24 protein-coding genes and 1 riboswitch are annotated in these 24307 nt (G+C 71.9%); of the genes, 14 read left to right on the top strand and 10 right to left on the bottom strand.

Annotated features, from left to right (window positions below):
• The first annotated feature begins 60 nt into the window (after positions 1 to 60).
• Positions 61 to 1668: an alpha/beta hydrolase gene (locus ACMATS_RS36360; protein ID WP_414170436.1), complete on the top strand. Its 1608-nt coding sequence runs from the start codon at positions 61 to 63 to the stop codon at positions 1666 to 1668.
• 62 nt (positions 1669 to 1730) lie between these two features.
• Here ACMATS_RS36360 and metE read toward each other — a convergent pair whose 3' ends face one another.
• Positions 1731 to 4055, bottom strand: coding sequence for a 5-methyltetrahydropteroyltriglutamate--homocysteine S-methyltransferase (gene metE, locus ACMATS_RS36355; RefSeq protein ID WP_414170435.1), 2325 nt, complete (start codon positions 4053 to 4055; stop codon positions 1731 to 1733).
• A 168-nt stretch (positions 4056 to 4223) separates the two neighbouring features.
• Positions 4224 to 4389, bottom strand: a riboswitch (cobalamin riboswitch).
• Positions 4390 to 4841: 452 nt separating this feature from the next.
• Between metE and ACMATS_RS36350 the strand changes: the two genes are divergently transcribed.
• Complete coding sequence (locus ACMATS_RS36350; protein WP_414170434.1) at positions 4842 to 5438, top strand: dihydrofolate reductase family protein; 597 nt, start codon at positions 4842 to 4844, stop codon at positions 5436 to 5438.
• 7 nt (positions 5439 to 5445) lie between these two features.
• On the opposite strand, the gene ACMATS_RS36345 is transcribed toward ACMATS_RS36350, so the two are convergent.
• A complete protein-coding gene (locus ACMATS_RS36345) occupies positions 5446 to 6876 on the bottom strand; it encodes a helix-turn-helix domain-containing protein (RefSeq protein ID WP_414170433.1) in 1431 nt (476 codons plus the stop codon).
• A gap of 134 nt (positions 6877 to 7010) precedes the next feature.
• Between ACMATS_RS36345 and ACMATS_RS36340 the strand changes: the two genes are divergently transcribed.
• The 3 genes from ACMATS_RS36340 to ACMATS_RS36330 all read left to right on the top strand — a co-directional run bounded on the left by ACMATS_RS36340 (position 7011) and on the right by ACMATS_RS36330 (position 9468).
• Positions 7011 to 7568, top strand: a complete 558-nt coding sequence (locus ACMATS_RS36340; protein ID WP_414170432.1) for a GNAT family N-acetyltransferase — start codon at positions 7011 to 7013, stop codon at positions 7566 to 7568.
• Positions 7569 to 8192 carry a LysE family translocator gene (locus ACMATS_RS36335; RefSeq protein ID WP_414170431.1) on the top strand — a complete coding sequence of 208 codons (624 nt, stop codon included), beginning with the start codon at positions 7569 to 7571 and terminating at the stop codon, positions 8190 to 8192.
• 82 nt (positions 8193 to 8274) lie between these two features.
• Entirely contained in the window at positions 8275 to 9468 is a 1194-nt protein-coding gene (locus ACMATS_RS36330; RefSeq protein ID WP_414170430.1) for a GDSL-type esterase/lipase family protein, read from the top strand.
• A 241-nt stretch (positions 9469 to 9709) separates the two neighbouring features.
• On the opposite strand, the gene ACMATS_RS36325 is transcribed toward ACMATS_RS36330, so the two are convergent.
• A complete protein-coding gene (locus ACMATS_RS36325) occupies positions 9710 to 10225 on the bottom strand; it encodes a mycothiol transferase (RefSeq protein WP_390779482.1) in 516 nt (171 codons plus the stop codon).
• 200 nt (positions 10226 to 10425) lie between these two features.
• Here ACMATS_RS36325 and ACMATS_RS36320 point away from each other — a divergent pair, with 200 nt between their 5' ends.
• Positions 10426 to 11328 carry an alpha/beta fold hydrolase gene (locus ACMATS_RS36320; protein ID WP_414170429.1) on the top strand — a complete coding sequence of 301 codons (903 nt, stop codon included), beginning with the start codon at positions 10426 to 10428 and terminating at the stop codon, positions 11326 to 11328.
• Between the two features lie 47 nt (positions 11329 to 11375).
• On the opposite strand, the gene ACMATS_RS36315 is transcribed toward ACMATS_RS36320, so the two are convergent.
• The gene (locus ACMATS_RS36315; protein ID WP_414170428.1) at positions 11376 to 12899 is read right to left on the bottom strand and encodes an AMP-binding protein; all 1524 of its coding nucleotides are present in this window, start codon (positions 12897 to 12899) and stop codon (positions 11376 to 11378) included.
• Between the two features lie 94 nt (positions 12900 to 12993).
• Positions 12994 to 13632: a DUF1275 family protein gene (locus tag ACMATS_RS36310; RefSeq protein ID WP_391153485.1), complete on the bottom strand. Its 639-nt coding sequence runs from the start codon at positions 13630 to 13632 to the stop codon at positions 12994 to 12996.
• Positions 13633 to 13975: 343 nt separating this feature from the next.
• Between ACMATS_RS36310 and ACMATS_RS36305 the strand changes: the two genes are divergently transcribed.
• The 6 genes from ACMATS_RS36305 (at position 13976) to ACMATS_RS36280 (ending at position 17813) form a co-directional block, all read left to right on the top strand.
• Complete coding sequence (locus ACMATS_RS36305; protein ID WP_390779486.1) at positions 13976 to 14314, top strand: ArsR/SmtB family transcription factor; 339 nt, start codon at positions 13976 to 13978, stop codon at positions 14312 to 14314.
• A complete protein-coding gene (locus tag ACMATS_RS36300; protein ID WP_414170427.1) occupies positions 14311 to 16044 on the top strand; it encodes a SulP family inorganic anion transporter in 1734 nt (577 codons plus the stop codon). Before ACMATS_RS36305 ends, ACMATS_RS36300 begins: the two co-directional genes overlap by 4 nt.
• Positions 16041 to 16502 (top strand): pyridoxamine 5'-phosphate oxidase family protein, encoded by a 462-nt coding sequence (locus tag ACMATS_RS36295; protein ID WP_390779488.1) that lies wholly within the window; start codon positions 16041 to 16043, stop codon positions 16500 to 16502. Before ACMATS_RS36300 ends, ACMATS_RS36295 begins: the two co-directional genes overlap by 4 nt.
• On the top strand, positions 16499 to 16951 hold the full coding sequence (locus ACMATS_RS36290; RefSeq protein ID WP_414170426.1) for an ATP-binding protein: 453 nt from the start codon (positions 16499 to 16501) through the stop codon (positions 16949 to 16951). The genes ACMATS_RS36295 and ACMATS_RS36290 overlap by 4 nt, the downstream gene beginning before the upstream one ends.
• Positions 16952 to 16965: 14 nt before the next feature.
• Positions 16966 to 17385 (top strand): anti-sigma factor antagonist, encoded by a 420-nt coding sequence (locus ACMATS_RS36285; RefSeq protein ID WP_390779490.1) that lies wholly within the window; start codon positions 16966 to 16968, stop codon positions 17383 to 17385.
• A gap of 74 nt (positions 17386 to 17459) precedes the next feature.
• Positions 17460 to 17813, top strand: a complete 354-nt coding sequence (locus tag ACMATS_RS36280; protein WP_390779491.1) for a zinc ribbon domain-containing protein YjdM — start codon at positions 17460 to 17462, stop codon at positions 17811 to 17813.
• Between the two features lie 91 nt (positions 17814 to 17904).
• Here ACMATS_RS36280 and ACMATS_RS36275 read toward each other — a convergent pair whose 3' ends face one another.
• The 4 genes from ACMATS_RS36275 to ACMATS_RS36260 all read right to left on the bottom strand — a co-directional run bounded on the left by ACMATS_RS36275 (position 17905) and on the right by ACMATS_RS36260 (position 21798).
• The gene (locus tag ACMATS_RS36275; RefSeq protein WP_414170425.1) at positions 17905 to 18372 is read right to left on the bottom strand and encodes an ATP-binding protein; all 468 of its coding nucleotides are present in this window, start codon (positions 18370 to 18372) and stop codon (positions 17905 to 17907) included.
• The gene (locus ACMATS_RS36270; protein WP_414170424.1) at positions 18369 to 18494 is read right to left on the bottom strand and encodes a hypothetical protein; all 126 of its coding nucleotides are present in this window, start codon (positions 18492 to 18494) and stop codon (positions 18369 to 18371) included. The genes ACMATS_RS36275 and ACMATS_RS36270 overlap by 4 nt, the downstream gene beginning before the upstream one ends.
• A 337-nt stretch (positions 18495 to 18831) precedes the next feature.
• Entirely contained in the window at positions 18832 to 20964 is a 2133-nt protein-coding gene (locus tag ACMATS_RS36265; RefSeq protein ID WP_414170423.1) for a glycoside hydrolase, read from the bottom strand.
• A gap of 75 nt (positions 20965 to 21039) precedes the next feature.
• On the bottom strand, positions 21040 to 21798 hold the full coding sequence (locus ACMATS_RS36260) for a 3-hydroxybutyrate dehydrogenase (RefSeq protein WP_390779495.1): 759 nt from the start codon (positions 21796 to 21798) through the stop codon (positions 21040 to 21042).
• Positions 21799 to 22000: 202 nt separating this feature from the next.
• On the opposite strand from ACMATS_RS36260, the gene ACMATS_RS36255 reads away from it, so the two are divergent.
• Positions 22001 to 22408 carry a hypothetical protein gene (locus ACMATS_RS36255; RefSeq protein ID WP_414170422.1) on the top strand — a complete coding sequence of 136 codons (408 nt, stop codon included), beginning with the start codon at positions 22001 to 22003 and terminating at the stop codon, positions 22406 to 22408.
• Between the two features lie 143 nt (positions 22409 to 22551).
• On the top strand, positions 22552 to 23313 hold the full coding sequence (locus ACMATS_RS36250) for an SDR family oxidoreductase (RefSeq protein WP_414170421.1): 762 nt from the start codon (positions 22552 to 22554) through the stop codon (positions 23311 to 23313).
• Between the two features lie 192 nt (positions 23314 to 23505).
• On the opposite strand, the gene ACMATS_RS36245 is transcribed toward ACMATS_RS36250, so the two are convergent.
• A complete protein-coding gene (locus ACMATS_RS36245) occupies positions 23506 to 24153 on the bottom strand; it encodes a response regulator (RefSeq protein WP_414170420.1) in 648 nt (215 codons plus the stop codon).
• Positions 24154 to 24307 lie beyond the last annotated feature (154 nt).

The following is a 24307-nucleotide window of genomic DNA, read 5'->3' as shown; positions in this document are numbered from 1 at the left end:
GAGTAAAGGACGTCCAACCCGAGGGGTGTGTGACATTGCACATGTCACATCCTTCTCACCATGAGAAGACTAAGAGCCCTGATGGCGTCCGCCGCCGCGATCGGCGGAGTCCTCGCGGGCGTCACGCCCGCCGCCTCCCTGCCCGCACCCGGGAACACCGGCCAGGGGAAGCTCACATGGAGCTCCTGCAACGACGCCGCCACTCCCGCGCTGCAGTGCGCCATGCTCGACGTACCCCTGGACTACGCGCACCCGAACGGCACCAGGATCAAGCTCAAACTGAACCGCCTCCCGGCCACCGCACCCAGGAGCAAGCAGCAGGGGCCGATCCTGCTGAACCCCGGCGGCCCCGGCGACTCCGGCCTGTGGATGCCCGCCTACATCTCCGGGAAGATCCCCCAGGACGTCGCCTCGACGTACGACTGGATCGGCTTCGACCCCCGCGGCACCAACGCCAGCGAGCCGCACGTCACCTGCGACGCGCACTACTTCGACGCCGAGCGCCCGGACTACCAGGTCAGCAAGGGCACTTCGCAGGCGTGGCTGGAGAAGTCGGCCAAGTACGCGGCCGACTGCGCCGCGCACTGGAGCTGGTTCCTCCCCCACATGACCACCGTCGACAACGCCCGCGACATGGACAGCATCCGGCGGGCCCTCGGCACCCAGAAGATCAACTTCTATGGCGGCTCGTGGGGGACCTCACTGGGCTCGACGTACGGCCAGCTCTTCCCCTCGCACGTGCGCCGGATGGTCCTCGACAGCATCGTCGGCCCCACCATCAGCTGGTACGACCACAACATCCTGCAGGACAAGGAACACCAGCGCCGGTTCGACGCCTTCGCGGCATGGACCGCCAAGGCCGACTCCGTCTACCACCTGGGCACCGACGCCGCCACGGTGAAGCAGAAGTACTACCAGGTCGAGGACGCGCTGCGCACCGCCCCGGTGGCCGCCGCCCCGGCCCCCGGCAGGATCGGTCCCGCCGAGTTCGAGGACACCTTCTACGGCGGCGGCTACAACTTCCTGCGCTGGCCGCGGATGGCGACCGTGCTGTCGGCCTACCTCACCCGGCACGACACCCGCCCGCTGGCGATCGCCTACAACAGCTACGCGGCACCCGGCGCCGACGACGGCACGTTCCCGGCGTACAACGCGGTTCAGTGCACCGAGAACAACTGGCCGCGCGACTGGGAGTTCTGGAAGAAGGACCAGGCCGAGGTGGACGCCGTCGCACCCTTCTACACCTACAACAACATGTGGTACAACGCCGCCTGCATGTTCTGGCCCTACCAGGGCGACCGGGCCGGCCGACTGAAGATCACCGGCAAGGGCCTGCCGCCCGTCCTGCTCTTCCAGGCCACGGAGGACGCAGCCACTCCGTATGAAGGCGGCGTGGCCATGCACAAGGCACTGCCCGGATCGAAGCTGGTCGTCCAGAACGGCGGCAGCTTCCACGAGATCCTCTTCCACGGCAACGCCTGCCTGGACGACGCCTTCACCGCCTACCTGCGCGACGGCAGCCTCCCCTCCGGCAAGGGCTTCGTCGCCAGGACCTGCGCTCCCGAGCCCGACCCGGCACCGGTCTACGTGACCCCGTCTCCTACCTCGTTGACGGCCGGGACCACGCTCGCACCCACCGACCCGCAGGCCGTGCACGGCGTCCGGTGAAGCTGCTCAAAGCCGGCTGACGGCCTGGACCGGCACCGCCCGCCGGTCCAGGCCTTTCCCGTTCAGGAGACCGTGCCGTCCAGCTCCTTGCGCACCACACGGGCCGCCGTCACCAGGTTCTCCAGAGACGCCCGCACCTCCGTCCAGCCGCGGGTCTTCAGACCGCAGTCGGGGTTGACCCACAGACGCTCGCCCGGGATCGCGGCCAGGCCCTTCCGCAGCAGGTCCGCCGCCTCGGCGGCACCGGGGACGCGGGGCGAGTGGATGTCGTAGACGCCGGGGCCGACTTCGCGCGGATACCCGGCCGCGGCCAGCTCGCCGGCGACCTGCATGTGGGAGCGGGCGGCCTCCAGGCTGATGACGTCGGCGTCGAGGTCGTCGATGGCCGTCAGGATGTCGCCGAACTCCGCATAGCACATGTGCGTGTGGATCTGGGTGTCCGGCCGGATGCCGCTGGTGGCGAGCCGGAAGGCCTCGGTGGCCCAGACGAGGTACGCCGCGCGGTCGGCCCTGCGCAGCGGGAGGGTCTCGCGCAGGGCGGGCTCGTCGGCCTGGATCACCGAAGCGCCCGCCGCCTCCAGGTCGTTCACCTCGTCGCGCAACGCGAGGGCGACCTGCCGGGCGGTCTCGGCAAGCGGCTGGTCGTCGCGGACGAAGGACCAGGCGAGCATGGTGACGGGTCCGGTCAGCATGCCCTTGACCGGCCGGTCGGTGAGCGACTGGGCGTAGCGGGTCCAGCGGACGGTCATCGGTTCGGGGCGGGAGATGTCGCCGGCGAGGATCGGCGGGCGGACGTAGCGGGTTCCGTAGGACTGGACCCAGCCGTGCTGCGTGGCCAGGTAGCCGGTGAGCTGTTCGGCGAAGTACTGGACCATGTCGTTGCGTTCGGGCTCGCCGTGGACGAGCACGTCGATGCCGGCCTCCTCCTGGAAGGCGACGACCTCGCGGATCTCGGCCTCGATGCGCTCCTCGTAGGCGGCCGTGCCGATGCGTCCGGCGCGCAGGCCGGCGCGGGCGGTGCGCAGCTCGCTGGTCTGCGGGAAGGAGCCGATGGTGGTGGTCGGCAGCAACGGCAGTCCGAGACGGTCGCGTTGGGCCGCTGCGCGCAGGCCGTAGCGCTGCGAGCGGTGCGTGTCGGCCTCGGTGACGGCGGCACTGCGGGCGCGCACGGCAGGGTCGTGGGTGATGGCGGATCCTGCCCGGGAGGCCAGATCCGCTCGATTGGCGGCGAGTTCGGCCGCGACGGAGTCGGTGCCGCGCTCCAGTGCGCGGGCCAGCGTGACGATCTCGCCCGTCTTCTGGCGGGCGAAGGCGAGCCAGCGGACGATCTGCGGGTCGATGTCCCGTTCGGCCGTGGCGTCGAGCGGGACGTGCAGCAGGGAGCAGGAGGCCGCGACGTCGACGCGGCCTGCGAGGCCGAGGAGGGTGCCGAGGGTGGCCAGCGATTTCTCCAGGTCGTTGATCCACACGTTGCGGCCGTTGACCACGCCGGCGACCAGGCGTTTGCCGGGCAGACCGCCGACGGCCGCGAGGTCGTCGAGGTTGGCGGCCGCGGACCGGGTGAAGTCGAGGGCCAGGCCCTCGACCGGAGCCTTGGCCAGGACCGGCAGGGCCTCGCCGAGGCGGTCGAAGTAGGAGGCGACCAGCAGCTTCGGCCGGTCGGTGAGGGCGCCCAGTTCGCGGTAGGCGCGGGCGGCGGCGTTCAGCTCGGCCGGGGTGCGGTCCTGGACCAGGGCGGGCTCGTCGAGCTGCACCCACTCGGCGCCGGCGGCCCTGAGGTCCGCCAGCACTTCGGCGTAGACGGGCAGCAACCGGTCGAGGAGCGTGAGCGGTTCGAAGCCGGGCCCGACGCCGGGCGCGGGCTTCGCGAGCAGGAGGTAGGTGACGGGACCGACCAGGACGGGGCGCGCGGCCAGGCCCAGGGCGAGGGCCTCCTCGAGCTCGGCGAGCTGCTTGGCGGAGTCGGTGGTGAAGACGGTGTCGGGGCCGAGTTCCGGGACCAGGTAGTGGTAGTTGGTGTCGAACCACTTGGTCATCTCCAGCGGCGCCACGTCCTGGGTGCCGCGGGCCATCGCGAAGTAGCCGTCCAGGGCGTCGGCTTCGACGGCCGCGCGGTGCCGGGCGGGGATCGCACCGACCATGACGCTGGTGTCCAGGACGTGGTCGTAGTACGAGAAGTCGCCGGTCGGCACCTCGTGGATGCCGGCCTCGGCGAGCTGCCGCCAGGTGGTGCGGCGCAGTCCGGCGGCCGTCTCCCGGAGGGCGTCGGCGGTGACGCGGCCCTTCCAGTAGCCCTCGATCGCCTTCTTCAGTTCGCGGTTGCGGCCTTGGCGGGGGTAGCCGTACACGGTGGCGCGGGCTGCCGCGGCTGCGGACTTGCTGGTCACAAAACTCTCCTTCGCGAGCTGCATCCTGGATCTCGGAACGCGGCGAGAACGCGAAGGGGTTGGCGGACGGACCACGCCACAGCCGTGGAGCGCCCGTTCGATGGATACGCCGACCCGCCCTCGAGGTCACCGAGATCTCCGCGCACGATCGGTCGCGCGCGGGCAACGGGCAGGTCTTCGGACTCACGGGCACATCTGCCGAAGGCAGACACCTACTGGCCGTCGCTTCCCGGACCCGTCACAGGGCCCAGTGCGTATGACGGCGGTCGTTCCCGCTCACCGCTGCGGGGCAGTCCCGGATTCCCACCGGGTTCCCTCTTACGACGCGCCTGCCTGGCGAGCAGGGCGAACCAGCTGCACGCGCCACCCTAGGGCGGGGATCCGGTACTTGAACAGCGGTGTTCACATGCCGGTCACGCAAGTCCGTGTGTCATGAACCACGTTTGGGCTCTCCTTGTGCCCGGCACCGAAGCGCCCCGTAAGGGGCGCGGGGAACTGCGCGACCGGCCACGACGCGCCCGCAGCCGAGGTTCTCGGGGCTGCGCCCCGGACCCCTGGGGTGGTGCGTCGGCTGCAGGCCGTCGGTGGCCGGTCGCGCCCACGCGGCGGAGCCGCATATGTCAACAGCCCCGCGCCCCTTACGGGGCGCACACCCGCACCCACGAGCGAAGATCCGCCGGACAGGCCCTGGCACCGCGGCGTTGTCAGTGGTCGGTGCGACGATCGTCCCGGCGGCGCGAACACGTGCCGCGTCCTGCGGTTTCGAAGAACGAGGAGTGAAATCCCGTGCGCATCGTGGTCAGTGAATTCATGAGCCTGGACGGCGTCGTGCAGGCACCCGGCGGAGCCGAGGAGGACACCGACGGCGGCTTCGCCCACGGCGGCTGGTCGCACCCGTTCTTCGACCCGGAGGTGATGGGCGGGGCCATCTCCGAGGCCCTGGGCAGGACCGAGGCACTGCTGTTCGGGCGCCGCACGTGGCAGACGATGGCCGCGGCGTGGCCGGAGCGGGCCGGCGATCCGTTCGCCGACCGGATGAACTCCCTCCCGAAGTACGTCGTGACCGGGACCCTGGGGGACGCCGAGCTGACGTGGAACAACACCACGCGCATCCCCGGCGACCAGGCACTGGCCCGCATCCGCGAACTGCGCGCCGCCGACGGCGGCGACCTGCAGGTCATGGGCAGCCCCACGCTCGTCCGCACCCTCCTGGGCGAGGGCCTGGTCGACGAGCTGCGGCTCATGATCACGCCGGTGCTCCTCGGCGGCGGGAAGCGGATCTTCACCGACGACGGGGTGCTGCGCACCTTCGAGCTGGTCTCCTCGGTCACCAGCGGCACGGGCGTGCACATGTGCACCTACCGGCCGGTCCCCCAGGGGTAGAGGTCGGCTACCTCCGTGCGTAGTCGGGCAGCGGCTCCCACACCTTCTGGTCGAACCGCCAGGTGTACTGCGGCCGGTCCTTGACCGCGGTCGTGCGGAACGGCTGCCCGTGGTCGTCGATCTTCAAGGTCCCGGACCGGCCGCCGCTGCTCCACTCCAGCTCCAGTTCCCAGGTCACGTCGTGGCCGGTGGTGCGGGCGACGATGTCCAGCGGCTGCGGGTCCGTCGAGGAGACCTTGTACGGGAAGTCGGTGGCCGGGATCTTGATGTCGCCCTGCTCCCCCGCCGCGGGACGGGCGGTGGGCCGGTCGCGGTCGAGGTCGACGTCGAAGAAGGCCGGGGTGAGACCGCCACCGCAGCCGTCGCCCATCGAATACCCCGACCAGGCCAGGGGCGCCGTGCTCTTGAGGACGCGTACGTGCAGGGCCCGCAGCACGACGGCCTGGCCGTTCTTGCCCTGCACGTCGACGGTGATGTGCATGCTTCCGCCGGGCACGGCCCGCAGCCCGGTGACCCAGGCACGCGCGTCCCTGTCGTTCGGCGGTTCGGGCACCTCTGCGGGTTTCCGTCCGGAGACGTACATGATGCTGCAGCGGTTGGCGAAGTCGTAGGGCTGGACGTCGGCGGTCAGCGGCTCACCGGAGTCGCTCCCGCGCCCGCCGCCGTTGTCCTTGCCGTCGGAGGTCCCCGCCTCCGGCGCACCGCTGTTGCCGTCGGCCTTCTTCCCTCCGGCCTCCGCCTTGCCGGTCCCGCCGGTCGGCGTGCTGCCGCCGTCCGGCGACGCAGTGCCATCCCGGCCCGGGCCGGTGCTGCCCGGGGCTCCGGACGGTGCGAGGGGTGCGCCGGAGACGTTCGGCCGGGCGCGGTGCGCGTCCGTCTCGTCCTGGCGCGCACCCGGCGGCGTCGTGGCCGCCCAGGCGACGAGGGCGGTGGGCACGGCTATGCCGACGGCTGCCGCGGCGACGACGCCCAGACGCACGCGGCGCGAGCGGCGGCCGCCGGCGGCGGCGGGTGCCGGTTCGGCGGACCGCGGCCGGGGCGCGGGCTCGGACTCCGGCGCGGGCGCGGGGAGTTCCCCCGCCACCGACTCCGGCTCGGCCGCGGGTGCGGGCTCGGGCAGTTCTGCCGCTACCGGCTCCGGCGTCCGCTCCGGCGGCTTCGCCTCCGCTTCGCCCGGCGCTCTGGACGACGAGCGTCGTGCGTCGTCCGCCAGGATCCAGCGGCGGTGCAGCTCCACCAGCTCCTGCGGGGTGGCTCTGCAGAGCCGGGCGAGGCGCTCGACGGGGGCGTAGTCGGCGGGCACGGCACCGCCGTTGCAATAGCGGTGGACGGTCGACGTGCTCATGTGCAGCCGCTTCGCCAAGGCCCCGTAGCTGAGCCCTGAACGGTCCTTCAGCTCGCGCAGCTGCTCCGCGAATTCCTCGATCCCCCCGGCCATGCCGGCATCCCCCTGCTCCGGAGCCGCGTTCCGGACCGCGGCGATTCATCAGGTCAGGCTATATGAGGGGATTACCGTGAGAGGATCCCGACGCGCTGTACACGGCGGCATCGGTTCGGCAGTGGAAGGTGAGCATGTACGCGATATCCCTGGGCGACGACGGCGCGGAGCTGTGCCCGCTGGAGCCCTGGCAGGCCGAGGAGTTCCTGGCCCACATGGACCGGGGCCGGGAGTTCATCGGGCAGTTCATCAACCTGCCCGACATCGTCACGGACCTGGAGTCGTGCCGGGCGTATCTCCAGCGGTACGCGGACAGGGCGGCGGCCGACGCCGGGCGCCTGTACGGCATCCGGACGGACGGCAGGCTCGTCGGCGGGGTCCTCTTCCGGACGATGGACGTCGGACAGGGCACGGCCGAGGCGGGCTGCTGGCTGGAGCCGTCGGCGGCGGGCAAGGGGCTGGTGACCCGGGCCGCGCGCGTGATCATCGACTGGGCCGTCGAGGAGCGGGGCATCCACCGCGTGGAGTGGTGGGCCGCCTCGGAGAACACGGCCAGCATCGCCGTAGCCCGGCGGCTCGGCATGACGAGGGACGGCGTGCTGCGGGAGAACTTCCTGCACCGGGGGAAGCGGCACGACGTGGAGATCTGGTCGGTGCTCGCCCCGGAGTGGCGAGCGGCCAGGGCGGCCTAGATGTTCACCTGGTTCCTCGCCTTTCTCGGGGCGTGCACGCTGATCGCCGCCTCGCCCGGCCCCAGCACGATGCTGATCATCCGTCAGTCCCTGCACAGCAGGCGGGCCGGCTTCCTCACCGTGCTGGGCAACGAGACCGGCGTGTTCGTCTGGGGCCTCGTCGCCGCCTTCGGGCTCACGGCGCTGCTCGCGGCCTCCCGGCTGGCCTACGACGTCATGCGGATCGGCGGTGCCGCGGTCCTCATCGGCTTCGGCGTCCAGGCGTTGCTGGCCGCCCGCCGCGGACACGCGCAGCCCGCGGAGCCGGAGGGGGCACCGGCCGTGCGGTCCGGATGGCGCGCGTACCGTTCCGGCCTGTTGCTGAACCTCGCCAATCCCAAAGCCGCGGTGTTCGCGATGTCGTTCCTGCCGCAGTTCGTGCCCGCCGACGCGCCCAAGCTGCCCACGATGGTCGGTCTCGCCGCGATCTGGGCCGTCTACGAGGTCGGTTACTACGGGCTGTACGTGTGGTTCGTCGGCCGGTTGCGGGGCCTGATCTCGCGGGCGAACGTGCGCAAGCGCCTGGAGCAGGTCTCCGGGGGCGTGCTGTTGCTGCTCGGCATCCGCATGGCCGTCGAGGGCTGACGGTGCACCGGGTCGGTCCCGCCGTGCCCCGGGGCGCGGCGGGACCGCGGATAGGGTGGCGGTGCCCGTTGCCCTCCGCACGATGCCCCCACCCCGCAAGGACGCCGACGTGCCCGACTGGATCACCCTCCCCGTCGACCCCCGTCTCCTGCGCGGTGCCCTGGACGTGGAGCGGACCGAGCGCGGCATCGTGCCGCACCGGCTGCCCGCCTGGGTCCGGGAGCAGTACCCCGACCCGTACTTGTGCAGGGCGGAGGCCCAGGCCTCCGGTGTGCGGCTGGCCTTCCGCACCCGGGCCACGGCGATCGATCTGGACGTGCTGCCCACGAAGACGGTCTTCAAGGGCGCGCCGCCCCCTCCGGAGGGCCTGTACGACCTGCTCGTCGACGGCCGTCCGGCGGGCGGTGTCAGCGTGTCCGGCGGCAACGTCCTCACCGTCGACCTGGTCACCCAGTCCGAGTCCGTCCACCCCGGCCCGCCCGTTACCGTCCGCTTCACCGGACTGCCCCCGGACGAGAAGGACATCGAGATCTGGCTGCCGCAGACGGAGGCGGTCGAGCTGATCGCCCTGCGCACCGACGCCCCGGTCGAGGCGGCGCCGGACCACGGCCGCAGGGTGTGGCTGCACCACGGCAGTTCGATCAGCCACGGCACCACGGCCGGGAGCCCGACCACGACCTGGCCGGCGCTGGCCGCCGGCCTGGGCGGTGTGGAGCTGGTCAACCTGGGCCTGAGCGGGAACGCCCTGCTCGACCCGTTCACGGCGCGGGTCCTGCGGGACACACCCGCGGACCTGATCAGCGTGAAGCTCGGCATCAACGTGGTCAACGCCGACCTGATGCGCCTGCGGGCCTTCGCCCCGGCGGTCCACGGTTTCCTGGACACCGTTCGCGAGGGGCACCCGACCACGCCCCTGCTGGTCGTCTCCCCTGTGCTCTGCCCCGTCCAGGAGGACACCCCCGGTCCCCTCCTGCCGGACTTCGGCGGCGGGAAGGTGCGGTTCCGTGCGCTCGGCGACCCGGCGGAGCGCGCCGAGGGGAAGCTGACGCTCCGTGTCGTCCGGGACGAGCTGGCCCGTATCGCGGCGCAGCGGGCGGCCGGCGACCCGAACCTGTACTACCTCGACGGCCGTTCGCTCTACGGCGAGGCGGACGCCGCCGAACTGCCGTTGCCCGACGGGCTCCACCCGGATCCGGCCGGTCACCGTCGCATCGGCGAACGCTTCGCCGCGCTGGTCCTCGCCGACGGGGGTCCGTTCGCCGTCGAGGGCGGCTGAGCCGTAGGGCCTGTCCGGCGGATCTTCGCCCCGTAGGGGCGCGGGGAACTGCGCGAGCAACCACCGACGGCCTGCAGCCGACGCACCACCCCAGGGGTCCGGGGCAAAGCCCCCTGGGGGTACCTCCTGGGGGTACCCCCAGCGGTAGCTGGGGGAGGTAGCTGGGGGACTCGACTGCGGGCGCGTCGTGGCTGATCGCGCAGTTCCCCGCGCCCCTTACGGGGCGCTGCGGCGCCGCGCGTCAGCGGCGCGCCAGCGCGCCCTGGACGAAAGCGGCCTGGCCGACGTGCTGGAGGTCGTCGTCCAGGATGCTGACCAGGCGGACGCCGAGGGTGACGGGCGGGTCCCAGGCGTCGTCGACGACGCGGGCGTAGTCCTTCTCGTGCAGGGTCCTGAGGTAGCCGACGGTCTGCTCGTGCACGGCGTCGTAGTAGCCGGTCAGTTTGCCGGCCGGGGCGGAGAAGGCGCCCACTTCGGTGCTGGAGGCGCCGTAGCCGTTGGCATCGGCGGGGTAGGGCAGGGCGAAGTCCTTCTGCCAGCCTTGCGCGTGCCACACCTCCGGCAGCCCGGCGACGTCGGCGATCTGGCAGTCCTGGACCCGTGCGAGGTGCCAGACGAGCCAGCCGATGGAATTGGCCCCGCCGTCCTCGCCGCGCCACGTCAGCTCCTCGGGCGCGAGCCCGTCCAGCACGCCGTGCACTCCCTCGCGGACCCGGCCGAAGCCGTCGATCAGCAGCTTCGCGCTCGTCGTGGTCATGGGCGGGCTCCTCTCGCCGTCGTTGCCCGTCGACCCGAGTCTCCCCCGCCGGCCGAAAGCCCGCCAACTCCCCCGCAATTCCAGTGTATGGCTTTTCTTTCCCCCTGTCCAATTCCAAAAAATTCACCACCCCATAGGCATTCCGATATCAATTCCCGCTATATTTTCTTTCTCTGCTTCGGTGAGGAGATGGTGCGGCAGTGGACGAAAAGAAGGCCTTCGGCGTCGGCCCGGCGGGGATCGAGATGGCCTACGAGAGTTTCGGTGACCCGGGGGCACCGCCGGTGCTGCTGGTGATGGGCGGCGGAGCCCAGATGATCAATTGGCCGGACGGTTTCTGTGCCGAACTGGCCGGCCGCGGTGTGCACGTGACCCGGTTCGACAATCGCGACGCCGGGCGGTCGACGCATTTCCACGACGCACCGGCGCCCGATGTTCAAGCGGCGCTGGCGGGCGATTTCTCGTCGGCGTCCTACACGCTGTCGGACATGGCCGCCGACACCGTCGGCCTGCTCGACGTCCTCGGGATCGGCAGTGCGCACTTCGTCGGCGCGTCCCTGGGCGGAATGGTCGCGCAGATGGTCGCGATCGAACACCCCGGACGGGTCCGGTCGCTGACGTCGATGATGTCCTCCACCGGGGACCCCGCCGTGGGCCGGGCGGATTTCGGCGCGCTGGGAGAGCTGGGGCCGCAGCCGGAGGACCGCCACGGCTCCATCGACTGGCAGGTGAGGGCCATCCGGGCGATCGGGTCCCCCGGCTTTCCCTTCGACGAGGCCGCCGTGGCCGAGCGGGCGGCACTCGCCTACGACCGGGGCCACGACCGCCTGGCCATGGCTCGTCAGGCCGTCGCCACCCTGGCCACCGGCGACCGCACGGAACGGCTGCGGTCGCTGGACGTCCCCACGCTGGTCGTCCACGGCAGCGACGACATCATGTGCGACGTCAGCGGCGGGCGGGCCACGGCGGCTGCCGTCCCCGGTGCCGAACTGGTCGTCATCGACGGCCTCGGCCACGGCTTCCCCCGCGGGGCGTGGTCCCGGCTCACCTCCCTGATCGCCGACCACGTCCACCGCACCGAGGCTGCCCCGAGCGGCAGTTGACCGCACGCCACGGTGTTCCGGCAGCCGCGGCGGCTGCCGGAACACCGTCACAGACCGAGTTGTTCCCGTGCCGCCTTCCGGTCCGGCTTGCCCACCGTGGTCAGCGGGACGGCCTCGACCACGTGCACCGCACCGGGCACGTACATCGGGCCCTTGTGGGTGGCGACGAACGCGCCGAGGGCACCGGGGTCGATCCTGTGCCCCGCCACGGGTACGACCGCCACGTGGACCTGCTCCGTCTCGTCGGCGCCGCGGACGCCGAAGGCCACGCAGGCGGCGACGTCGGGGTGGGTGAGCAGGAGCTCTTCGAGCTCGGCCGGGTAGACGTGGCCGCCCACGACGATGATCATGTCCTTGATCCGGTCGACCACGTACAGGTAGCCGTTCCCGTCGAGATACCCGACGTCGCCGGTACGGACCCGGCCGTCCTGCACCACCTCGGCGGTGAGTCCGGGCTGCTTCCAGTACCCGCGCATCACGCCGTCGGAGCGCACGGTGATCTCGCCCTTCCGCCCCGCGGGCAGGAGGGCGCCGTTCCCGTCGCGGATGGTGACCTCCACGCCGGGCAGCGGACGGCCGACGGTGATCTGCCCGTCGCGGCCGGTCACCGTGTGCTCCTGCGGGGCGACTTCGGCGATCGCGAGCGTCTCCGACTGACCGTAGACGCCGTAGAGGACGGGCCCGAACGCGTCGAGGGCCTCGCGCAGGCGGGTCGCGGAGGCGGCGGCGCCGCCGTAGGTGATCCTGCTCAGGCTCGACAGGTCGGTGGCAGCCCGGTCCGGGTGGTCGAGCAGCCGGTACAGGAGCGGCGGCACCAGCCAGACGTGGGTGATCCGTTCGCGCTCGATCGCGGCGAGCACCTCGCCGGCGTCGAAGCCGGGGAGCAGCACGACGGAACCGCCCTGGGCCAGGCACCAGTCGGAGAACATGCCCGCGAGGTGGCCGAGCGGGGTGCAGGCGAGATGCCGGGGCGGATCGCCCATCGCGGACCGCGGCGCGTCCATGGACCGCCGGTAGGAGCCGTGGGCCAGGCGGATTCCCTTGGGGATTCCGGTGGTTCCGCCGGTGTAGCGGATGGCGTAGTCGTCGTCGGGACCGACCACGGGTTCCGGCCGTCGCGCCGCGCGCCGCGCCGACCGGGCCAGGAGGTCCTCCCCGAACGGGGCGGGGCCGAGGGTGAGGACGGAGGGGACGGTGACCAGGGGCAGGAGCCCTTCGGCATCGGCATGCCGGAGGGAGTCGACGACCAGCGCCGTGGTCTCGGTGCTCTCGACGATGCGGGCCAGCGCTTCGGGGGCCATGCCGTCGTAGAGGAACACCACGCGCGCCCCGGCCAGGTTCGCCGCGTACCGGGCGCCGAGCGCTCCGGGGGTGTTGCCGGTGAGCAGGGAGACGGTCGCGCCGCGGCCGATGCCCCGGTCGGCCAGCTCCCCCGCCATGCGGTACACGGCGTCGCGGAACTCCCCAGCGGTGACGTGCCGCCCGTCAGGGCCCGTCAGCACGGTCCGGCCGGGGGTGCGCGAGAGCACGTCGAGGACCGTGGTGGCGTAGTCGGTGAATGGCTGTGTCATGTGGGCACATCATCGGTCAGAACTCGTGGCGGGCCCGGTCCGCGGAGCCGTGACCGACGCGGTTCACCCGATGGCCGGAGCCGGGCCGTGCCCTCTACGGCACCGCTGCGGTGAGTACGGCCGCCGTGACGAGCACGGGAGGCAGCGCGCCCGCCCAGGCCGGGACGGCCCGGTGCAGGGCCACGGCCGCTGCCGCCCCCGCGATCAGTGCGGCGAGGCGGACGGGCACCCACGGGCCGGAGCGCGCCGAAGTGCCGCCCGGTGCGCGCACGATGTACGTGGCGAGCGTGCCGGTGAGGTAGGTCGTGGGGGCCGCCGCCCGGCCCGCCGCGACCATCGCCGCGCACTGGCCGCCCATCGCCGCTGCCGCCCCGCACTGCAGCACGTCCCGGGTCACGCCGCCGGGCGCGCCGCCCGAGGCGGCCCACACGCCCGCGCCCACCGCGAGCAGCACCGCCTCGCCGACGAGGCAGGACAACACCGGTGCGGACCAACGCTCTTCGTCCTCCTCCCCGCCCCGGGTGACCCAGGCGCCCGCCGCCGTACCGGCACCGAAGCCTCCCAGGGCCAGCAGGGCCGCGGTCACCCCGGCGCCGCGGGCCTGGCCGGCCGCCATGCCCAGCAGGGCGAGGTTGCTGGTCATCACTCCGGCGAAGACGTGGTCGAGCGCGGTGAAGGACAGGGCTTCCACCGCCCCGGAGGCGGCCACCAGCACGACCACCGCGATGCGCATGCGCTGCGCGGACCTTCCGTCACGCTCCCGACCGGGCCGCATCACGTCTCCTTCCCGGACCGAGAGCGGGCTCACGCCGCGGAGGGACCCGTCGGGCCGGGTCTGCACCGTCGACGAAGCCCTCCCGGGCATCCCGAACGGCCGCTCGCAGGCGGCCATCCTGCCATCGGCCGCGGTGCCGGACGGGGACCTCGGCTTCGCCTCACCCTCACCACGGCTTGCAAATTGCACAATTCTTCAATTCGCTACATGATGTATCGGTCGTGCCCGCAGGTAGCCGCGGGCACGACACCCCGGTGTGCCGCCCCGCTCGGGGCTTTCGGACGCAGAGATCGAGGTCGTGGTGTCGGTTCCGCTGTATCAGGCGAAGGCCGAGTTCTTCCGGATGCTGGGGCATCCGGTACGCATCCGGGTGCTGGAGCTCCTCCAGGACGGGCCGATGCCGGTGCGGAAGCTGCTGGCCGCGATGGAGATCGAGCCGTCCGCGCTCTCCCAGCAGCTGGCCGTGCTGCGCCGCTCGGGCATCGTCACCTCCGCCCGTACCGGTTCCACGGTCGTCTACCAGCTGGCGGGCGGGGACGTGGCCGAGCTGATGCGCGCCGCGCGGCGGATCCTGACGCACATGCTCGACGGGCAGAACGCACTTCTGGAGGAGCTGCGGGAATCCGAGGGCGCCCGGTGAGCACGACGGCTGCCCGGTCCTGGTCCAGGGTCCGTTCCCTCCTGCCCGGCCGCGACGACGTCGCGGCGGCACGCCGCGATCCGAAGCGGGATCTGCTGGCGGGCCTGACCGTGGCGATCGTGGCGCTGCCGCTGGCGCTGGGTTTCGGTGTCTCCTCCGGCCTCGGCGCGGAAGCCGGGCTCGCCACCGCCGTGGTCGCCGGTGCCCTCGCAGCCGTCTTCGGCGGCTCGAACCTTCAGGTGTCCGGGCCGACGGGTGCCATGACGGTGGTACTGGTGCCGATCGTGGCCCGGTACGGCCCCGGAGGCGTCCTCACGGTGGGTCTCGTCGCGGGCCTGATGCTCATCGCCCTCGCGCTCGCCCGCGCCGGGCGCTACATGCAGTACGTCCCGGCCTCCGTCGTGGAGGGGTTCACGCTCGGCATCGCCGGGGTGATAGGGCTGCAGCAGGTGCCCAACGCGCTGGGAGTGCCCAAGCCCGAGGGCGACAAGGTCCTCGTGGTGACCTGGCGCGCGATCGAGGCATTCGTGCGCGCGCCGAACTGGGCGGCCGTCGCGCTCGCGGCCGTGGTGGCCGCGGTCATGCTGCTGGGCGCGCGGTGGCGGCCGACGGTCCCGTTCTCGATCATCGCCGTGATCGCCGCGACCGCCGTGGCCCAGGTGTTCCACCTGGACGCGGCCAGGCCGATCGGAGACCTTCCCTCCGGGCTGCCCACCCCCTCACTGTCCTTCCTCGAACCGGGCGCGCTGGGTTCCCTGCTCGCCCCCGCCCTCGCGGTCGCCGCCCTGGCCGCGCTGGAGTCGCTGCTGTCCGCGTCCGCCGCCGACGCGATGACCGTCGGGCAGAAGCACGACCCGGACCGGGAGCTGTTCGGCCAGGGCCTGGCCAACATCGCTGCACCGCTCTTCGGCGGCGTCCCCGCCACGGGCGCCATAGCGCGGACCGCCGTCAACGTCCGCACCGGCGCGGGCTCCCGTCTGGCGTCCCTCACGCACGCCGCCGTGCTCGCGGTCATCGTCTTCGCCGCGGCACCGCTGGTCTCGCGCATCCCGCTCGCCGCCGTGGCCGGCGTGCTGATCGCCACGGCGATCCGGATGGTGGAGGTCGGCAGCCTGCGGGCGATGGCCCGCGCCACCCGCTCCGACGCCCTCGTCCTGTTCCTCACCGCTGCCGCCACCCTCGCCCTGGACCTGGTCTACGCCGTCCTGATCGGCCTGGGCGTGGCCGGCATCCTGGCGCTGCGGGCCGTGGCCAAGCAGGCCCGCCTGGACCAGGTCCCCATAAAGGCCGACCTGCCCGGCGACCACAGCGCCGAGGAACACGCGCTGCTGGCCGAGCACATCGTGGCGTACCGGATCGACGGGCCGCTGTTCTTCGCCGCCGCCCACCGCTTCCTGCTGGAGCTCTCCGAGGTCGCCGACGTGCGCGTGGTCATCCTGCGCATGTCCCGCGTGTCCACCATCGACGCCACCGGTGCCCTGGTCCTCAAGGACGCCGTGACGAAGCTCGACCGTCGCGGTGTCGTGGTGCTGGCCTCCGGTATACGGCCCGGTCAGCGACAGACCCTCGAGTCCGTCGGCGCGCTGGACCTTCTCCGGCACGAAGGCCGTGAGTTCGCCACCACCCCCGAAGCCATCGCCGCTGCCCGCGCCCACCTCCAGGGCGCCGGGGTGCTGCCCCTCCCCGCGCAGAAGCCCGCCGCCGTCACCGAGGAGAAGCCCGCCCGATGACCCACCCGTCTCCATCGCCCCGCCGCATGCTCGACGTCTCCGGCGAGGAAGCCTGGTACCTGCTCGGCGGCGCCTCGCAGGGGCGGATGCTGTACGAGCAGCGCGACACCATCGCGGTCCGGCCCGCCTCCCACGTCCTGGAGTACGGGCGCCTGATCGTGCGCACGCCGGCTGCTCACACCGCGCTCACGAACCGGGTGAGCGTCACCTACCACTGCGACTGCCTCCACCCGAACACCGGGACCGGCTGGGCCGTGACCGCCACCGGCCCCGCAGAGCCGATCACCGACCCCGACGAGGCCGCCCACTACCGGCGCACCCTGCCCGGCTGGGCCCACGGCCCCCACGACGCGCTCCTGCGCATCCACCCGCAGAGCGTCACCGCGTTCCGCTTCGCCCACGCCCCCGATGACGCACCGACAGGCGCCGGCGGGACGAGCGGGCCCGTCGCGCCGTGAGGCAGCCCGTCGCCCTGCCGCACCGGCACGTGCTGACCAGCGATGCGGTCCCCGCAGCAGTGTCCCTGGCACGCCGCACGGCCGAGACGGCGTACGCCTCCTGGGGCATCAACCCCGGCCACCCGGTCATGGGGCCCGCTCTGCTGCTCCTCAGCGAGCTGGTGACCAACAGCGTCCGGCACGCCGCCACGGTGTCCCGGCAGCTCACCGTCATCTACGCCGCCGGGTCCGGCACGCTCGCCTTCGCCGTCCACGACCGGCACCCCCACCGCCCCGAACCGGCGCATTTCGCCGACAGCGCGGGCGGCCTCGCCACCGTCGCCGAACTCCTGGCGGAACTCGGCGGCGCCTGCACCGTCGTACCGGACGCCGACGGCGGCGGCAAGAACATCTGGATCACCCTGCCCCTGTGGCCCAAGGGCCACCGAACAGCCCGTCCCCGAAGCTGAGCGCGAGGAAGAGCATGACCATCGAATGGCGCTACACCATCCACGACGAGCTGAGCGTCCTGTCGGTCTCCGGCTTCCTCGGCGAGCAGGCCGTGGCCCGTTTCGGCGGAGCCGTCGGCTGGGTCGAAGCACGCGGCACCGGGCCGGTGATCGTCGACCTGAGCGCGCTGCACGGCTGGTCGGCCGAAGGCCAGAGGGCCATCGCCGAGGCCGCCGCCCGCCTCGCAGCCCTCGGGCGCCCGCTGGAGCTCGCCGCCATCCCCGCCGACGGCTCCCTCGTCCCCGACGCCGGGCAGCCGCACATCCCCGTCCACCCCGACCTGCTCTCCGGCCTGGCCGCCCACCACGTCCACCCGGGCAGGGCGGGCCGGCAATGGCGCTCCGGCACCTGGCCCGCGGACACGCCGACGCAGGTCGAAGCCCCGGCGGGCTGACGGCATTACACCTTTGCAACGGGCTCGAACGGCCCGCAACCCCCCATCCCGACCCTGAGATCGAGGCTGTCACCGTGAACGAGAACCTTCCGCCGTGCCCCCAGTGTGCCGGCGTGTACACCTACGAGATGGGCACGCTCCTGGTGTGCCCCGAGTGCGGCCACGAGTGGACGCCTGCGCCCGCCGAGGCCGCGGAGGAGACCGGGGAGAAGGTGATCCGGGATGCGGTCGGCAATGTCCTCGCCGACGGCGACACCGTCACGGTGGTCAAAAGCCTGAAGGTCAAGGGCCACCCGACCGGCATCAAGGCGGGCACCAAGGTGCGCAACATCCGCCTCGTGGACGGTCCGGACGGCCATGACATCGACTGCAAGGTCGACGGATTCGGCCAGATGCACCTCAAGTCCAGCGTGGTCAAGAAGGCCTGATCCACGGCGCGCACCTCCGCGCAGGCCGATGGCCCGGGGCGTCGGCCCCGGGCCATCGCGTTTCCGCACAAGGCCGTTGTGCGTGGATCCGTCAGTCGTCGGGGAGTGCGAACCAGACCAGCATCGTCTTGCCGCAGTGGTGCACGGCCGCCTCGACGCTGAGGCCACCCCCGTAGGCGGCGGTCAGCTCCGTCACCCCCTGCAGCCCCTCCCCCATCGCCGACCGCGCCAGGTCCGGCAGGCGCGGATCCTGGTCCGCGACGCCGATCACCAGACGCCCCGCCGCGAAGGCAAGGGTCACATCCACGGTGGGCGAGCGGTCGGCGGCGTGCCGCACGGCGTTGGTGACCAGCTCGCTGACCACCCACAACACGGCATCGGCGAAGGCCGAGTGGGAGCGCAGCCCGTACTCCCACAGTGCCATGCCCGTATCCCGCCGCACCTGGCGCACCGCCTCCGGTACCAGCGGCAGGGTGAGAAAGCGCCGCCACACCGGCGTAGCGGCCGGCCTGCATACGGTCGCCTGGACGGGGGCGTTGTGGCGGTGCCGCCGCTTCACCGCACCGCCTGCTGCAGCTCGGCGCCTTCGAGGAGCTCTTCGAGGAGCTCGTTCTGTCCGGCGAGCATCTGGGTGAGGATCCGTCGCGCGGCCCTCGCCCTCCGCAGCCACACCGTGCTCACGGGCCACGCGCAGGGCATCCTCCAGCTCGTCGGCTGCAACCGACACCGCGTACGCATCATCGACTTCATGCGCGGCATCCAGGGCAGCCTGTGCCCGGCTCACCCGTTCCCGTGCCGCTTCGACGAACCCGCCCACCCGAGACCTCCGCATCCGGCTTGACCATCATGACAAGTAATGAATTGAAAACTTCTTCAAGTCTAGGGCATCGGGATGGCCCCGACGCAGGAGAAGTGGTGAGGGGCTCCGAGGGGTCTATTACGCGCCCTTCTCCGCCGGCCGGAGGGCTCGCGGGAGGACGGTCGCCCTCCACCGGTCGGTCGGCCGCCTGTCGGCTGCTTACGAGATCACCTTGCTGGGGCACAGCCGTTGGGCCGGCTTCCCCTGCAGCTTCGCGTCCACGCAGCCGCCCGGCAGCCCGTCGTGGGCCTTGGAGCCGAAGTTCGCGGTGACGGTCAGCGTGCCGTCGCCGAAGACGGTCCGCTGGACCATGTGGTCATCGGTCAGCCGGCGGAAGGAGGTCAACTTGCTGGTTCCCGCCGCTTGGTGGAGCGGGGCGAAGTACTTCTGCAGTGCGGCCAGTTCGCGCAGGTTCTGGTCGTTGCGCTGGTCCTTGTCGCTGAGGACGAAGTTCAGCGGGGTATTGTACAGCATCGCCAGCAGGGCCCGGTTCTGCTTCTGGTCGGGGAGCTTGCTGAACGGCAGTTCCCAGCGTTCGGCGTTGACCAGCGAGCCGTGCAGCGCCGTTTCGTACAGCGGGACGCGGTACGCCGGGTCGTACATGGCCTTCAGTGTCGCGGCCACCCGGGCCCGGTGCTCCGGCTTGAAGTCGCTCACGCGCACCGGCTTGAAGAAGGTGGCGGCGGCCCCTTCCGGCATGTAGCCGCCCCAGGCGTCGTCGTCCTTGGGGTCTTCCTGCCTGGAGTCGAAGTGGCCCGTCTCCATGCCCCACAGCCGGCCGTCGACGGGTGTGGCCGAGCCGTGGCTGAAGGCCAGCACCTCGTTGGCCCAGGAGACGGCGGACTCCGAACCCAGGACCAGTGGACGGGGCTTCTTCGCGGACGGGTCGTAAGTGCCGTCCGCCAGGCGCTTCATGCGGGCGAGCCGGTTGGTGCGGTCCTCTGCCTTGGTCATGGGGTGCTTGGCGTCGAAGTCCTGGAAGAGCTCGCCGGCCGCGTCCACGTCGAGGAAGTAGCTGTCGGCCCCGTTGGCGACCAGCGGGCGGGTGCGGTCGGCCAGGTAGTGCTTCTTCCGCTCGGCCTGTTCGAAGGCCTGCGAGCTGAGGTAGCAGCCCTTCTTGCGGAAGCCGGGCTGCGGCTTCCCGTCGGCCTTCTGCACGCAGAAGGTGGGGTAGACGTCGTCGGGCCAGACGGTGTTGGGCGAGGAGTCGGGGGTCTTCTGCTGGCCGTCGGCGTAGGAGTCGTACGGGCTCGCCAGGTACCCGGCGGACCTGGCGGCGTCGACGTCCGCCTTCGTCATCGGCGCGTCGTCCGAGTCGTAGCCGAGCCAGAGGCGCGAAACCCCCAGCTCCTTGAGCCGCTTCACGTAGTCGGGCCGCCGGGCGCCGCCCCAGGCGTAGGCGTGGAAGGCGCCCAGCAGCTTCCCGGTCTCGGGGTTCTTCTTGATCTTCTCGCTCAGGCTGCCCAGCTGCCCGTGTTCGGAGAGCCAGTTGCGGTAGTCCACGGCCGGGGCCACCGGGGAACCGTCGGTGAGGGAGAGGGCCACGGTGTACTCGCGGGTGCCGCCGCGCGCGGAGAACTCGTGCTTGGCGGTGGCCCGCAGTCGCCCTGCCTGGGAGGTGAAGGTCAGCGAACTGCCGATGTCGGTCGGGGTGATGTAGCTGACGCCGCCGTGACCGGAGCGCAGCGAATGGCCCCACAGGGGCAGGGAGAGCTGCGAGCTGATGTCCTGCTCGTCGCCGACCAGGCCGCCGTCGGCGGAGTTCCAGAAGGCGTCGGCGACGGGGAGCGACAGCCCCTCGCCGCGCGGGAACTGGATGCTCTCGGCGGCCGGGTCGGTGGCGGTCACCGGCCACTGCAGGGAGGTGTTGCCGCCGGTGGCGGTGAAGGTGACCAGCAGCCGGCCGTGGTCCGCGCGGGCCTCCGCCTTCAGTCCGCTGCCCGGATACGACCAGGTGGCGCCGTGCTCCGTCCTGGCCAGGCCCGTCGGCTTGCCGGGGGCCCGGAGCGCGGGGGCGGACAGCAGGACGGTGCGGCCGTCCCGGGTACGGGCCTCGGCCCGCAGGGTGGCCGGGTCGATCGTGGCGGTGCCGCCGGCCATCGGAACGGCGACCCGGCCGTCGTGGATGCGCACCTCGGTGTCGGCGGAGGAGTGGGAGGCGGGCACCAGGCCGATGGCGGCCTCCACGGTGGTGGCCGCCAGGGCGGTGGCGATGGCGAGGGCGAGGACGGTGCGCCGGCCGTACCGGCGGGACGGACCTGCGGCGGGCGAGTTCCGGGGGGCGGAGTGCATGACACAGTGATACGGAGTGCTTCTAAGAGGGTTTTAAGAGGCGTCAGTTGCTGTCCGACATGTCCTGACTGATGGTCAACGTGCGGTGTGGCCGCCGTCGATGACGAGGGAGGATCCGGTCATGGCGGCGGAGTGCGGGCCGCACAGGAACAGGACCGCCTCGGCGACCTCTTCGGGCTCCACGAGCCGTTTGACCGCCGCACCCTCCAGCATCACGGTGGCGAGGACCTCGTCCTCGCCGATGCCGTGCACCCGGGCCTGCGCGGCGATCTGGCCGTCGACGAGCGGGGTCCGTACATAGCCGGGGTTGACGCAGTTGGAGGTCACCCCGCGCGGGCCGCCCTCCAGGGCGACGACCTTGGACAGGCCCTCCAGGCCGTGCTTGGCTGCGACGTAGGCGCTCTTGTACGCGGAGGCGCGCAGGCCGTGCACGGAGGAGATGTTGACGATCCGGCCCCAGCCCTGCGCGTACATGCCCGGCAGTGCGGCGCGGATGATCCGGAACGGTGCTTCGAGCATGATGCGCAGCATGAGCGAGAAGCGCTCGGGGTCGAATTCCTCCACGGGGCAGACGTGTTGGAGCCCGGCGTTGTTGACCACGATGTCGGCGCGCAGGTCCAGCGCGTCGAGGCGGCCGAGGTCGGACAGGTCCGCGACGAGCGCCTCGCCGCCGGTGAGTGCGGCGACGTCGCGCACGGCGTCGGCGTCGAGGTCGAGCGCGCGGACATACGCTCCGGCCTCGGCGAGTCGCAGGGCTGTGGCGCGGCCTATACCGCTGGCGGCGCCGGTGACGAGGGCGGTGCGTCCGCCCAGGTCGAGGGAGGTGGGGGCCATGGAGTGCTCCATTCGGTAGTGGTGAGGGCCAAGTGAAGCAATCGTGGACGAGTTTGGGGTGGGACGGAATGAGATGGGAGAGACCGGTGGTCACCTTGTCCCGGATGGCGAGGAGAGCCGGCAGACCCGACTAGTTTCTCCGGAACAGGGAAGAATGTCGCCAAGAGCAGGATCTGAACGGCATTGCTCCAGGGGGAATTTCATGCCGGACGACGACGCGAACGCGACACAGGGCAGCCCGGTCCGAAGCGAAAGCCCGGACTCCGCGGTGGACCGGGTGGCCGACTTCTACGGGGCGTACATCGACGCCGTCGACGACGGCACCGACGACCTGTCCGACGAACTGCGCGCCCACTACCTGACCGAGGACCTCCGGCAGCGGCTGGCCGCCTGGGAAGAGGCCAACCACGCCGACGGCGTCCTGCGCGCCCAGGACGTACCCACCCGCTGGGAGGTCCGCTACCACGACTCCGGCGCCGGGCACCTGTTCACCACGGTCACACTCACCTGGGGCATCGGCCCGGACGCCGGGCACACCCGACTGGCCGTGCAGAGCGACCTGAGCACCAAACTCGTCTCCGACATCGAGGACGCTCCCGCGGGGGGCTGAGCGGCCCGCGCGGTGCGTGGCGGCACGTCGTGCGCTTGCGACCCTCACCGCGGCGGCCAAGCCTGGTGAGGGTGGGGGCGCATGCGTCCGACGTTGCCGTTCGCCCCCTTCCGCAGGCGTTGCCGATGCCGGAGGAGGCAGCCGTGACCGGTGTGCTCGACGGCAAGACCGCCATCGTGACGGGGGCGTCCGCCAATCTGGGCCAGAAGTTCGCCACTGCCCTCGCGCAGGACGGCGCCGACGTGATGGTGCACTACAACAGCGACCACAAACGCGACCAGGCCGCGCAGGTCGCCAAGGACCTCGCCGCCCACGGCGTGCGGACCGCGACGTGGCAGGGGGACCTGACCGAGGTCGGCCGCGTCACCGCGCTGGTGGACGCGGCCCTGGAGGAGTTCGGGCAGTGGGACATCCTGGTCAACACCGCCGGAATGATCGTCCGTAAGCCGATCGCGGAGTTCACCGAGGACGAGTGGGACCGCATGTTCGCGATCAACGCGAAGATCCCCTTCTTCCTCATGCGCGAGGCCGCCACGAAGATGGCCGACCACGGCCGCATCCTCAACCTCATCACCACGATCGTGGCCGTCACCGCTCCCGCCTACGGCGGCTACGCCGGGAGCAAGAGCCCGCTGGAGCACTACACCAAGGCGCTGGCCAAGGAGATCGGCGGCCGGGGCATCACTGTCAACTGCGTTGCCCCGGGGCCGCTGAAGACCAGCTTCTTCTATCCGGCCGAGACGGCCGAGAACATCGCCTGGCTCAAGAGCATGAGCGTCAACGGCGACATCGGCGATCCCGACGACGTCGTCCCCCTCGTCCGCTTCCTCGCCTCCCCCGCGGCGAAGTGGATCACCGCCCAGACCGTCTACGTCAACGGCGGCCTCGTCGGCACCGCCAGCTGAGGGCCGCGGCTCATCGGCTTCGGCGGCACCGGCCGCCCGCTGGTCGCGCTCCACGGGCGCTCCACGGACACCACTGCGAAGGCGCCACATGGCCGACCGCCGCCCGGGCACCGTCACGGCCCCGGAGGCCTTCGCCACCGCGGTTCGCACCTTCCTGGCACTGGCAACGGTCCGACGCCTCAGGCCCGTTCGTCACTCCAGCAGGCCGTGCCGCATCGCCTCCGCCACGGCGGCGGCACGGTCCGACACCCCCAGCTTCTCGTAGAGCCGCTGCGCGTGCGTCTTCACCGTGCTCACCCCCAGGTACAGCTCCGCGGCCAGCTCGGGAATGCTCTGCCCCTTCGCGAAACCGCGCAGCACCTGGCGTTCGCGCTCGGACAGCACCACGGCGCCGTGGTCGGCGCGGAGTCGGATCTCGTCCGCCAGGCCGTCCGTCAGGTCCTCGGCCACCACCCGCTTGCCGCGCGCCACTTTGAGGACGGCGTCGACGATCTCGGAGCGCTTGGCGTCCTTCGCGAGGTAGCCGCAGGCCCCTTCCTCGATCGCCTTGTAGACGACGGCGCTGTCCGTCGTGGCGGACAACAGGAGGGGGCGGGTGCGCAGTCGGTCGCGGACCACCGCGTGGACGACGGCGATGCCGTCCAGTTTGGGGATCCGGTAGTCGATGAGCGCGACGTCCGGCTCGTGTTCACGGATCGCCTCCAGCGCGGCCTCGCCGTCGGCGGCCTCGGCCACGACCTCCACTTGTCCGCTCTGCTCCAGCCCCCGCGTCATGCCCTCGCGGAAGACGGGGTGGTCGTCGGCCACGACCACCGTCACGCGCGCATCGGAACGGGGCACGCCGACACCGCCTTCCTCGTGGACCGGGCCCGGTTCGACGATAGGCAGATTCCCGCTGCGCCGCACGAGGGAGGGACAGGCCCTCCGGCCCCTCCGCCGATCGGCGGACATCCGTGCGCGGCGGGCGGCGGCAGGCCGGCCGGGTGCCCGTGCG

This window comes from Streptoverticillium reticulum (genome assembly GCF_047456005.1).
Classification (GTDB): Bacteria; Actinomycetota; Actinomycetes; order Streptomycetales; family Streptomycetaceae; genus Streptomyces; species Streptomyces reticulum.
This window is presented reverse-complemented; position numbering and strand designations above follow the sequence as displayed.

Coding starts and splice junctions, on each gene's coding strand:
- ACMATS_RS36255 (WP_414170422.1), top strand. CDS start 22,001: ATGCCGGACGACGACGCGAACGCGACACAGGGCAGCCCGGTCCGAAGC.
- ACMATS_RS36265 (WP_414170423.1), bottom strand. CDS start 20,964: ATGCACTCCGCCCCCCGGAACTCGCCCGCCGCAGGTCCGTCCCGCCGG.
- ACMATS_RS36285 (WP_390779490.1), top strand. CDS start 16,966: ATGACCATCGAATGGCGCTACACCATCCACGACGAGCTGAGCGTCCTG.
- ACMATS_RS36325 (WP_390779482.1), bottom strand. CDS start 10,225: ATGACCACGACGAGCGCGAAGCTGCTGATCGACGGCTTCGGCCGGGTC.
- ACMATS_RS36260 (WP_390779495.1), bottom strand. CDS start 21,798: ATGGCCCCCACCTCCCTCGACCTGGGCGGACGCACCGCCCTCGTCACC.
- ACMATS_RS36360 (WP_414170436.1), top strand. CDS start 61: ATGAGAAGACTAAGAGCCCTGATGGCGTCCGCCGCCGCGATCGGCGGA.
- ACMATS_RS36310 (WP_391153485.1), bottom strand. CDS start 13,632: ATGCGCATCGCGGTGGTCGTGCTGGTGGCCGCCTCCGGGGCGGTGGAA.
- ACMATS_RS36335 (WP_414170431.1), top strand. CDS start 7,569: ATGTTCACCTGGTTCCTCGCCTTTCTCGGGGCGTGCACGCTGATCGCC.
- ACMATS_RS36345 (WP_414170433.1), bottom strand. CDS start 6,876: ATGGCCGGGGGGATCGAGGAATTCGCGGAGCAGCTGCGCGAGCTGAAG.
- ACMATS_RS36295 (WP_390779488.1), top strand. CDS start 16,041: ATGACCCACCCGTCTCCATCGCCCCGCCGCATGCTCGACGTCTCCGGC.
- ACMATS_RS36315 (WP_414170428.1), bottom strand. CDS start 12,899: ATGACACAGCCATTCACCGACTACGCCACCACGGTCCTCGACGTGCTC.
- ACMATS_RS36330 (WP_414170430.1), top strand. CDS start 8,275: ATGCCCCCACCCCGCAAGGACGCCGACGTGCCCGACTGGATCACCCTC.
- ACMATS_RS36340 (WP_414170432.1), top strand. CDS start 7,011: ATGTACGCGATATCCCTGGGCGACGACGGCGCGGAGCTGTGCCCGCTG.